Below are 11914 nucleotides of genomic sequence, written 5' to 3' on the forward strand. Positions count from 1 at the left end.
TCATTAGTCATTAGTCATTAGTCATTAGTCATTAGTCATTAGTCATTAGTCATTAGTCATTAGTCATTAGTCATTAGGCAGATGTTCAAGGCAGATGGCAGGTGGATGATGGAGGATGGAAGAAACAGATATTTTATATCTGCGACTTCCGTGCCGCGAATCAGGGGAATTGGGAATTGCGAATAGACAGTTGAGTGGATTTTTGCGAAAAAGTCGATCGCCCATTACCAATTCCCAATTTTCCTATTTGCCCAGCAGCGATTCAAATGCGGCTTGCAAAGACTTGATATCGCCTACTCTGGCTACTAACAAGTTTTCGCTGCCGGCATCCTGCAGCCTGTGTCTCCAATATTGGATGCTATCGGAGTTGTTCATCCAGAAACTAATCACGGTGTCTACAACTCGATCGACATCCCAGCCACGATCGGGAGAAACTGTCTCCACGGATGCCACAAACGCATCGAGAGTACACTTCCGGTTTGCCAAGTATTCTACACCGGACGGCTGCTGTTGTTGCAGCAATTCCTGTTGCTGGTTAAAAAACGTTAAAGTTGGAGATACGCCCAGGATTTCAAATGTATAGTTCATGTCATCCTCCCGAAGTATTGTTTTGCCAAAATATCGATCGTCCAAAAAACTGAAAACACTCAAATTTACCGTGGGCGCAAAATCGCCTACGCTTAAATTTTTCCCGATAGTTTGCTCTGGATTTTGCCAACTTATTTTATTAATAGCAAATTTTCAAAGGGAAGATTGTTAAATTGTTTACATTTATCGCAATCGTAATCCTCAACAACGAAACGATCGGTATTTTTCCAGCAGTATTTTCACGTAGGTTGGGTTTAGGTACGAAACCCAACCTACTTTCTAAAGATTGTTAAATTACTTACAGTTGTCCGCCTCGTCACCCTCAACTCAACTGACAAGAGAATAGCAGTGGTATTTTTGGAGCAACCAAGTTGCTAGGTTTTCTGAACTACCGCCGAGATTAGTGGTAGCTTAGGTGCAGGGAATTTACAACAAGCATACGCAAAGTCGGTATCTGTCACAATATTGATGTTATTCAAAATCCTGAGTTCTCGCCTGATGAAAAGCTCGCCCAAGATGTCACTAAGCCTCGTCTTGTTGATACCGCTGGTGGTGCAAATCACCGTAGCAGTCGGCGTGACTGGATGGCTTTCGTTTCGCAACGGCCAGAAAGCCGTCAATGACCTTGCTACGAGGTTAAGCTTGGAAGTTGCAGCGAGGACGAAAGAAAATTTCCGCAGTTTTGGGGATGTCTCTCACCTATTTCTGCAAATGAATACTGCTGCGATCGCCTCTGGAAACTTAGACCCGGAAGACTTGCCCAACTTAGAGCGCTATTTGTGGAACCAGACCAAGCTGAGCGATCGAAATACAACCATCTACTACGGCGATGAACAGGGCAGATTCCTCTTGCTCAAGAGAGAAGCAGAAGACTTAGTATACATCAGAGACGAATCAACCGCTCCAAACCGCCAAATTTATCGCCTAGATAGCCAAGGAAATCGCACTGAGCTAATCAAAACCGTCGCCTATGACCCCCGTACTAGACCGTGGTACCAAGCTGCCAAACAGTCAGGCAAAGCCACTTGGTCTCCCATCTACCCCTTCGCAGCCTCGCCAGTTCTGGGGATTACGCCGGTGATGCCTATTTACAATGAAACAGGAAACCTGCGGGGGGTATTGGCAATTGACCTGACTCTTTCTCAAATCAGCGATTTTCTCAAAAGCATCAAAATTAGCCCGTCTGGACAAGTTTTTGCGATCGAACGCAGCGGAGAAATAGTCGCCAGTTCCACAGACGAATTGCCCTTTGTCACGGACAAAGACGGACAAAAACGGCTGCTGGCGACACAGAGCAAAAATTTGCTAATTCGATCAGCTTCCACCTACTTGCAACAACGATTTGGTAGTTTTGAACAAATTAACAGCCAAGGACAGTTTACCTTCGAGATAGACGGCAAACGTCAATTTATTACCGTTGCTCCCCTGCAAGACGGCCGCGGCCTCAATTGGCTGATTGTAGTCGCCATCCCGGAAGCAGACTTTATGGAGCAAATTAACGCCAACACTCGCACAACTATTTTATTGTGCTTTTTTGCCTTCGTACTGGCGATCGCACTCGGAATTTTCACCTCTGGCTGGGTTGTCAAACCGATTACCCGATTGCTAGAAGCTTCCAAAGCTTTAACAAAAATGTCGGCATCATCCGACTTCACCTCCGCAGAATTAGACGGCGAAGTCGAAGTTAAAGGAGTCAAAGAACTCGGTCTCCTAGCTCAGTCTTTCAACCAAATGGCAAGACAATTGCGATCGTCTTTTGTTGCCCTAGAACAAACCAACTCTAGTTTAGAACAGCGAGTAGCAGAGCGGACTGCCGAACTCGAAGCCGCAGAAGCAGAATTGCGGGCTTTGTTTGCAGCCATGAACGAATTAATTATAGTTCTGGACGCCAGCGGTCGCTATTTAAAAATCGCCCCCACAAATCTTTCTCTGCTCTACAAACCAATCGAAGAATTAGTGGGCAAAACACTCACAGAGGTGTTTCCGCAAGCTACATCAGACAATTTTCTCAACCACATCCGAGCAGCTTTAGATACTCAGCAAACTGTCAGTATCGAGTACGATTTAACCATTGACGACCGCGAAGTTTGTTTTGCAGCCAGCATTTCACCGCTTTCAGAAGAATCCGTCATTGTGGTAGCCCGCGACATTACCGAACAGAAGCGAGCCGACTCGGCGCGACGCCAAAGGCAAAAACAATTGCTCAAACAAAATACGGTTTTGGTAGAATTGGCAAGAAATAAAGCGCTATATCGAGGCGATTTGCAAGTAGCTTTGAGGCAAATTACCGAAGCGGCTACTCATACCCTAGATGCACAACGAGCCGGAGCTTGGTTGTACGATGAAAGCCGCTCGAAAGTGCAATGTCTCGACCAATTTCACCACAGCAACCCGCAGCATTCCCAAGGTGCCGAACTGACAGCAGCCGACTATCCAGCTTATTTTAAAGCTTTGGAAGAACACCGGACGATCGCAGCCGATGACGCTCTCTCAGATATTAGAACTAGAGAACTTGTGGAATCTTACTTTGCACAAGTGGGTACTAAATCAACCTTAGACGCGCCGGTGCGGCTGGGCGGACAAACAGTGGGAGTCATCTGTATCGAACAAGTGGGAACTCCTCGTAACTGGACATTAGACGAACAAAATTTTGCTGCTTCCCTCGCAGATTTGGTATCATTGGCGATCGAAGCCAGCGAGCGCGATCGTACACAAAGCGCTTTGCGTCAAGCAGAACAAAAATACCGCAGCATCTTTGAAAATGCCGTCGAAGGCATTTTTCAAACAACCCCGGAAGGCCACTTCTTGAGCGTAAATCCAGCTTTAGCCCGCATCTACGGCTACGCCACTCCCGAAGAATTGACATCAAATCTCACAAACATCAGGCAGCAAGCTTACGTCAATCCTCAGCAGGGCGACAAGTTTATGCGGGTGATGGAAGAATTCGGAGAAGTTTCGGGGTTTGAGTCACAAGTTTACCGCGTTGACGGCAAGGTAATTTGGATTTCCGAAAGCGCGCGTGCAGTGTGCGACGCCAACGGCGAGGTACTCTACTATGAAGGCAGCGTCGAGGATATTAGCGATCGCAAAGTCTTTGAATCCGCCTTGCAACTCGCCCTAGAAGCAGCCGAAGCCGCTTCCACCGCAAAAAGCGCATTTTTGGCAAACATGAGCCACGAACTGCGAACACCTTTGAATGCCATCATCGGCTACAGCGAAATGCTCCAAGAAGAAACCGAAGAATTGGGTTACGATGAACTAATCCCAGATTTAGACAAAATCCGCTCTTCCGGCAGACACTTGCTATCGCTAATTAACGACATTCTCGACATTTCTAAAATCGAAGCCGGCCGCATGGATCTTTACTTAGAAACCTTCGACATCGCCGCTTTGATTGAAGAAGTAGCATCCACAGCCGCGCCGCTAATAGAGAAAAACGGCAACACTCTCAAGTTGCACAAAATTAGCAATATCGGCACTATGCACGGTGACATTACCAAAGTGCAGCAGATTTTATTAAATTTGCTGAGCAATGCCGCAAAATTCACTCAAAACGGTACAATTACCCTCACAGCCAGCCGAGAAAAAATTGCGGGTGACAGCAGCGAAGCAAGACAAGAAAACACTTCTGAACCGGCGGCGACTTCAGAATTTTCAATTGCTAGTAACGAATTTTTAGTTGTTAATTGTATAGATACAGGAATTGGGATGACTCCAGACCAGTTGCAGCACATTTTCCAACCCTTTATCCAAGCAGACGCTTCTACCACGCGCAAGTACGGCGGCACCGGTTTGGGACTGGCAATCAGCCAGCGTTTTTGCCTAATGATGGGTGGCAATATTTCCGTAAAAAGTCAGGAGGGTGTTGGTTCTACTTTTACTATCTGGTTGCCAGTTAATCCTTAACTAATCTTGGTATTTTTGAGCTATCCTTATATTACCAAATCTCGTAGGGGCGGGTTCACCAACAATCTTTGGTTCACATCCAAAATATTCATAAACCCGCCCCCACCAAACAAATTAACCCTGATTGCGGAACAAGTTTTTGAGTATCCGCGATGGGTGGGGGCGGGTTTTTTAGTTCGGGGAATTGATGATATAAATTTGGGTGAACCCGCCCCCACCAAACCAATTAAGCCTGATTGCGGAACAAGTTTTTGAGTATCCGCGATGGGTGGGGGCGGGTTTTTTAGTTCGGGGAATTGATGATATAAATTTGGGTGAACCCGCCCCTACCAAACCAATTAACCCTGATTGCGGAACAAGTTTTTGAGTATCTGCGATGGGTGGGGGCGGGTTTTTTAGTTCGGGGAATTGATGATATAAATTTCGGTGAACCCGCCCCTACCAAACCAATTAACCCTGATTGCGGAACAAGTTTTTGAGTATCTGCGATGGGTGGGGGCGGGTTTTTTAGTTCGGGGAATTGATGATATAAATTTCGGTGAACCCGCCCCTTGTATCTTAAAAGAGTTGGTGTAGCGCTCGTAACGTCAAGCAGGCGATCGCCAGATCAATCAGGCGATCGAACCGACAAGTGGGTGATCGTACCGATAAGTGGGCGATCGCTCTATCCAGTAGGCGTAAATCTAAAGAAACAAGAAAAATCTAGCGCAAGAGTGCAAGTTTCAGCAGAAAGTGTTGTTTAAGGACATCAGAAATCGGTGAAGTTGGCCCGCCCCTTAGACTCAAGCAAAGTCTGTTGCGTAGATAAGCTCCCATTACTGATGACAGGCACACCTTAAGCTGGACAGTATCTTAGGCTCTCGATCTTCTGATTGGGAAAGCCTGCATTGACTCTCGTTAGTATTCAATTGCCTGTCGGTTCTTTCATAAATCGGAGTACATCTGGAGCAAACAATGACATCAACAGTCTTAGGTATAGACATCAGTAAAAGAGACTTTCATGTCTCATTACTGAGAGAAGGTCGTGCAACTAAACCTAAAAAGTTTACGAACAATATTCAAGGGTTTGAGAGTTTGCATAACTGGCTGCAACAACAAAGTGTAGTCGAGCTCCATGCTTGTATGGAAGCTACTAGCATATACGGAGAAGCCTTAGCCGAATTCCTGTATGGGGCTGGTTTTCAGGTTAGTATTGTGAATCCAGCTAGGATTAAAGGGTTTGCTAAAAGCGAGCTCCTACGAACTAAAACTGACTCGGTAGATGCGGCACTAATTGCTCGTTTTTGTGCGGCAATGAAACCGTCTCTATGGACACCAACCGCACCGGAAGTTAAAGAATTACAAGCTTTGTTGCGACGGCTGGAATCTGTGATTGAAATGGCCACTCAAGAACAAAACCGTTTGGAAACAGCTACGCCAACTGTTGCTGGGCTTACCCTTGCACATTTGGAGTACCTACAAGAGCAACAAAAACTAATCAAAAAACTGATTAGCGACCATTTTAACCAACATCCACATTTAAAACAACAGCGTGACCTCTTGACCTCAATTCCAGGAATTGGTGAACAGACGGCCTCGGTATTGTTAGCTGAAATTCGTGATGTTTCCGATTACAACAATGCCCGTCAACTAGCCGCTTATGCAGGCTTGACTCCCTGTGAACGTAGTTCTGGGACTTCTGTTCAAGGCAAAACTCGTTTGTCATGCACCGGCAATGTCCGATTGCGAAAGGCATTGTATCTGCCTGCGGTAGTGGCGATGCGTCACAACCCGTTACTCAAAGCTATGAGTGAGCGATTATTGGGTCGTGGTAAGGTCAAAATGCAGGTGATTGGTGCGCTGATGAGGAAACTGGTGCATTTGGCTTTTGGGATTTTAAAATCCCAAAAGCCTTTCGACCCCAATTATTTGACTGCTACCCCTTGACAGGTCAAGACAGTATCTACCAAACCAATTAACCCTGATTGCGGAACAAGTTTTTGAGTATCTGCGATGGGTGGGGGCGGGTTTTTTAGTTCGGGGAATTGATGATATAAATTTCGGTGAACCCGCCCCTACAAATATTTGAATTCCCACTTACCAATTACTCACTCCCAATTACCTTTGAATGCTTCTCGGATCGAGAGCATCCCGCAACCCATCCCCCAATAAATTAAACGCCAAAACAGTCAAAATAATCAGTATCGCCGGAGGCCAAACCAACCAAGGTTGCAACACTAAAATTGAAGCATTAGTAGACAGGGATAGCAAATTTCCCCAAGAAGGATCGGGTTGTTGAATTCCCAAGCCAATTAAACTCAAAACCGACTCCGCCACAATAAAACCCGGAACCGACAAAGTAGCAGAAATAATTACATAAGTAGCAGTTTGTGGCAAGACGTGGCGGACAATAATATAAATTGGATTAGCACCCATTGCCCGCGCCGCTTGCACGAATTGTAGCTGTTTAATTGACAGTACCTGACCGCGAATTACCCGCGCCAAACCCGCCCAACTGATAAATGAAGTAATCAGCACAATCAATATAAATCGCTGAGCACTTGTCAGTCCCGGCGGCAACACTGCTGCTAGCGCTACTAATAAATAAAGACCAGGAATCGTCATTAATACTTCGGCGAAACGCATTAAAATACTGTCAATCCAACTACCGAAATAACCCGATATGCCTCCGATAAACAATCCCAATGGGAAAGAAATTGCTATTCCTACTAAACCGATGCTGAGGCTAATTCTGCTGCCGTGTACTAAGCGACTGAATTGATCGCGAGCTTGTTCGTCCGTGCCTAAAATGTTAATTTTACCTTCTCCTGTAGTGCCAAAAAGATGCCTATCTAATGGCAAAATTCCTAAAAATTTATAGGGGGAACCTTTGACAAATAAACTGACAGCAGAGGGCTTGCCCCAGTCTACAATTACCTCACGAGCGCCGGTATTTGCATCTACGGGGCCCTGAGTAGTCGGATAAACGTGGGGTCCGATAAATCGACCGTCTTTGGTGCTTAAATAAATCTGAGTCGGCGGCAGCAATGAACCGTTTAATTGAGAGTCATAGGGGTCGTAAGGTGCCACAAATTCGGCCAAAAGCGCGACTGTATAAAAAATTAACAGCAGCACGGCTCCCAACCGAGCTAGAGGATTATTTCTAAGATTTTGCCACCATTTCATAAGTTTTGAAATTGGGAATTGTTGACTGTTGACTGTTGACTGTTGACTGTTGACTGTTGACTAACTACAGGACTTACGCAAGTAAAATGCACAGTGTACACCTGCTACTTTTGTTCATCTGTGACCAAGATTATTCTACTTTGATCTTCTGGTATTTTCCCCAATTCCTCGCCGCTAAAAGGATTGTAGAAAAACGAGCCTGTTTGGGGCGGCAATTTGGGATTGAGTACAATTTCTACTATACTTTTTACAACCCCAGTGAGCGGAATTGCCAGGATAACTCCCAACAATCCTCCTACTCTACCTCCTAACAGCAAAGCTGTGAAAATAATTACCGGGCTCAATCCGGTGAGATTGCCCATGATTCGGGGAGCTACTAAATTATCCTTGATTTGCTGGAGACCGATCGCCACTACCAACACTTGCAGCGCCAGCCACCAATCAATAAACGCTACAATTATACTAACAGTGCCAATTCCCAAAGTTGCTCCAATAAACGGAATTATTTCCGTCAACCCTATAAAGACGGCAAACAACAGAAAAAACGGAACTTGCAGCCACCAAAAAGCCAGAGTCAACGAGAGAGCCATAAATAGTCCCAGCAATAACTGTCCCGATATAAATCGCTGGAGGTTTCGCTCCAAAGTCTCTGTTAAAACATAGCGAATTTCTGGGGAAAAAATGCTGGTCAAACCCTGCCACACTCTTTTCCCGTCGAGGAGCATATAAAAGGAAATCACCACAATAAAAATTAAGTCCACAAACCAATTAACAGTACCTACAACTAAGCCTAAACCGGTACCGGCGATCGCCTGGACTTGTCCCTGGACTCTCGCTGACAGTTGCTGCTCCAATATTTGCACGTCAAACGGTAAATTGCGCTCCGCACTCCAGGCTTGAAATTCACCTAGCTGCTGCCGCCCCGACTCCAGCAATTCCGGGAACCTCACGCCCAACTGGCTGGCTTGGTTGAACACCGGCGGCACAATAGTTAAACCGATTACTACTAATATCACACCCGCAGTTAAATAAACCAGCCCCGCCGCCACTCCCCGCGGCAAAAATACTTCCAGTCTTTTTACTGCATAATTTAATAAAAATGCAATCAGTCCCGCTGTTACTAAAATGCTGACCAGTTCCCCAACATAACTGACAGCAGTCAGGGTAAACCATCCCGTCACTAGCACTAGCAGCCAAGTAATTAGAAACTGTTGGAGGGGAGAAAAAAGACTATTCATTTTGATTTTTTTTAAATAAAGTGGCACAAGTTTTTCTGCAGATGTGCCGTATTATACAATAAACACATTAGAGTATATAGCAATCCTTGCAGGAGTCGTAAATTTTTGACCCCACCCCAACCCTCCCCTTATCAAGGGGAGGGAGTAAGAAATTCACAAATGATTTAGGATGGCTATAGGAATTGAGAATTAAATAACTTCCACTCTTGAAAGTGGGATTGGCGTCCCGCCCGTCCAAAAAGGACGGGCGGGACGCCCATCCCACAATAACAATTAAAATTGTAAGTTATTTAATTCGCGATCCATAGATTAGGAATAATCAGTTCAAGATTAGACTGAGTTTTCTCAGCATTGATAGATAGGTGAGTAACCCATAAATGGAGTAAGTCGGAGCGAAACACGACATTCCCAATAAAGTTCACTTTTGCAACTCCTCTGTAGTCGCGTCCTTTAGTTTGTGGGAGCTAGTCCCAACCAAGTGGAGCGTAGTAAGGTAGGAATTTTTAGGCAGTTTACCCTGGCCTAATACAATCAAAGTGGCAGTCGCTAACACCGTTCTAGTTTGATTGCACACCTCAAGTATTACTACTTAAGGCTTTTAAGATTGAGCTCCGCCTCTGGGATGTTGCGCTGGATTGCTTTTAACGCTACATTGCGGGCGGCATTTAATCCAGAATGAGTTTTGTAACCATTAACAGTTGCCACTAATGCCGCCCCAGATTGATAGTCCTCAAATTCAAGTGGGCTAGCAGGAAATTTAACTCCTCTCCAAAGTGGATCTCCCCACGGACTAAGACGGCTCGTGTTCATCGGACTAACACGAGTTGTCAATATGGCATAATCTTGATACGCAATCCGCTTGACTTGTTCAAAAACCTTTCCCTTGAGCCAGTAAGCGCGTTTTTGATTTGACCGCCTAGAAAATTTACCTTTTTTGGGGCGAAGATTACCCAGGTGTTCAAAACTAATTACATCCGCTTTCCAGTGCTTCGCGAATTCAACAAGACTCCTTGAAACAACCCTAGAAAAGTCAATTTCTCTAGCCGTTATTGAGTCCCATTTTGATTTAGCAAAACCGCGACTCACTATTTGGGATTTTCTCATCTTGATTGCAATTCTTCCTAGCTCCCGCTTCCTACGAGCTATATGACGCGACTGGTTGATAAAGTGTCTAGCGATCTCAGTCGTTTCGCCTCTGTCGTTGGTTTCTAGAACGGTTGCAATGATGATAAACTTGTCGATATCCATATCAACTCCGCAGGTTCTCAATGCGGATTTAGACATGAGTCCCTTGATACCTCCAGTTGCAGGAACATACTTTTCTAGTGGAAAAACGATCCACAAAGAACCGTTTTGTACCTGAATCCTGGGAGAACCTTTTACCCATTCCGCTGAGATATGAGGGCATTGGTATTGATGTTTAACCCACTTCCACGCATCTCCAACTCGCATCTTCAAAACAATGGAAAAGCCATCATCCTCTTTCCACATCCCTGAATCGTACTGCGGGTTGAACCGGAACGCTCTAGGATGGATAGGAGGTTTATGATGCCTCATCCGCTTCGGCCGATTTAACCATTTTTGGTAGGTAGAATTCCAACTTTCGTAAGCGCCGATGGCTTGTCGAATTGCAGCTCTTTTCAATGGGTTCGGGAAACCATTGATAAACTGATGACCAGCAGTCAGTAGTTCGTAGTATCGCCAACCACCATTAGATTGAACGGGAATACTAACGCCTTGAGGATTTTCGGCAATTAACAGGAAATAAAAATGCACTATTTCGTTGTAAGCATCCTTGGTTTCCTGCATATCAAACGGGAGCATCTCATATTTGTAAAAATACTTCTTCTGGCTCCTTCCTTCTTCTGGCTCCTTCCTTCTTCCTCTTTCCTTCTTCATCTTTCCTTCTGCCTCCTGCCTTCTGCCTCCTGCCTCAAAACTCCTATTTCTAGCTTGGCTGCAAAGGTGAGATGCTCCCTATCAAACTTTGAGCGAATCAATTTCGCTTTAACTGATTTTGTTGCGATTGAATATCCTTTTTGGCGTTTGAGCATTTTACAATGCTACTCCTATAAACTCCGATTCGTCAATGGGTTCCGCAGATTTTTCGTTAGTCGTTATTTCTTCTTTACCGATCGGGTCTTTGTAACGCCTCAGAAAATAAAGGCGGCTACTAAAGCAGTGCATGACGCTCATAAACTCCTGCATCAATTCAGCGTGAGGGGATAGGTCGGTTTTGCCTAAAACAGTTATTTTGCAGCCATTTTGAGAGCAGTACCATTCCACAAATTCAAATCCAAATCGGCACAGACGATCTTTGTGAGCGACAACAATTTCAGATATTTCTCTCTGTCCAACTCGCTCCATCAATTTAATGAATTTCTTGCGCTTAAAATTCATCCCAGAGCCGATCTCTCGAATTAAGTTGCCTTGCCGGTTAGCTTTGAGGGCTGTAGCTTGAGACTCTAAATAGTTTTTCTGCGAATGAGTTGAGACGATCGGCATAAATGATTACCAATCCGGTAGTTTCCTGCAAGCCTGATTTCCCGACAATACTGGACTCTAGGTAGCGGCGATGACCTCCTTTGGAGCGGATGTATTCGATTTTGCCGTCATCCGCCCAATCTGCTAATGTTTTAGGGTGGTAGCCGTATTTTTCCTGTGCTTGAGCTGGGGACAGATACATTACTAGAACACTCTAATATATAGAATCACTCCAGTATACTCCAATATTCCGTTTTCTAGTAATTAGACGGCCAAGCCACTTGGGGAGAGACAATGCCAGCCCGATCGCCCCGACGATCGCCCATCGCGCTAATATTCAGTATGCCCCGCACGCAGATCAAATTAAATATCGATCGCACAAACTCCGATTTATTCGCCATTGTAAGGTGAAATGGCGCCGCACTCACCCAAAAGGGGGACGCGGGATTGCTGAGGCTATCCGCTAAAATGAATCAAATATAAAAATCGCAATCTTTCTTTACAATAAAAAAACCAAAGGCTAATAGCGGCGA

The 11914-nt window shown here is 45.1% G+C and carries 9 protein-coding genes; 2 read left to right on the plus strand and 7 right to left on the minus strand.

Annotated features, from left to right (window positions below; all coding sequences use genetic code 11):
* Nucleotides 1-243 precede the first annotated feature (243 nt).
* Complete coding sequence (locus QUA16_RS10490) at nt 244-588, minus strand: hypothetical protein (RefSeq protein WP_333109012.1); 345 nt, start codon at nt 586-588, stop codon at nt 244-246.
* A gap of 516 nt (nt 589-1104) precedes the next feature.
* On the opposite strand from QUA16_RS10490, the gene QUA16_RS10495 reads away from it, so the two are divergent.
* Together QUA16_RS10495 and QUA16_RS10500 are read left to right on the plus strand one after the other, a co-directional pair.
* Nucleotides 1105-4494: a PAS domain S-box protein gene (locus QUA16_RS10495; protein ID WP_445252226.1), complete on the plus strand. Its 3390-nt coding sequence runs from the start codon at nt 1105-1107 to the stop codon at nt 4492-4494.
* Nucleotides 4495-5448: 954 nt separating this feature from the next.
* Nucleotides 5449-6420 (plus strand): transposase, encoded by a 972-nt coding sequence (locus QUA16_RS10500; protein ID WP_333109016.1) that lies wholly within the window; start codon nt 5449-5451, stop codon nt 6418-6420.
* Between the two features lie 171 nt (nt 6421-6591).
* Here QUA16_RS10500 and QUA16_RS10505 read toward each other — a convergent pair whose 3' ends face one another.
* From QUA16_RS10505 to QUA16_RS10530, 6 genes are all read right to left on the minus strand, one after another.
* Nucleotides 6592-7659: an ABC transporter permease gene (locus QUA16_RS10505; RefSeq protein ID WP_333109018.1), complete on the minus strand. Its 1068-nt coding sequence runs from the start codon at nt 7657-7659 to the stop codon at nt 6592-6594.
* 104 nt (nt 7660-7763) lie between these two features.
* A complete protein-coding gene (locus QUA16_RS10510; RefSeq protein WP_333109020.1) occupies nt 7764-8897 on the minus strand; it encodes an AI-2E family transporter in 1134 nt (377 codons plus the stop codon).
* A gap of 585 nt (nt 8898-9482) precedes the next feature.
* Entirely contained in the window at nt 9483-10796 is a 1314-nt protein-coding gene (locus QUA16_RS10515) for a hypothetical protein (protein ID WP_333105531.1), read from the minus strand.
* Between the two features lie 156 nt (nt 10797-10952).
* Nucleotides 10953-11402 carry an IS607 family transposase gene (locus QUA16_RS10520; RefSeq protein ID WP_333105530.1) on the minus strand — a complete coding sequence of 150 codons (450 nt, stop codon included), beginning with the start codon at nt 11400-11402 and terminating at the stop codon, nt 10953-10955.
* Entirely contained in the window at nt 11335-11583 is a 249-nt protein-coding gene (locus QUA16_RS10525; protein ID WP_333105529.1) for a helix-turn-helix domain-containing protein, read from the minus strand. The genes QUA16_RS10520 and QUA16_RS10525 overlap by 68 nt, the downstream gene beginning before the upstream one ends.
* Nucleotides 11584-11638: 55 nt before the next feature.
* Complete coding sequence (locus tag QUA16_RS10530) at nt 11639-11782, minus strand: hypothetical protein (protein ID WP_333105528.1); 144 nt, start codon at nt 11780-11782, stop codon at nt 11639-11641.
* Between the last annotated feature and the right edge of the window lie 132 nt (nt 11783-11914).

Origin of the sequence: Microcoleus sp. S13_C3 (assembly GCF_036700905.1) — a bacterium.
Taxonomy (GTDB): Bacteria; Cyanobacteriota; Cyanobacteriia; order Cyanobacteriales; family Microcoleaceae; genus Microcoleus.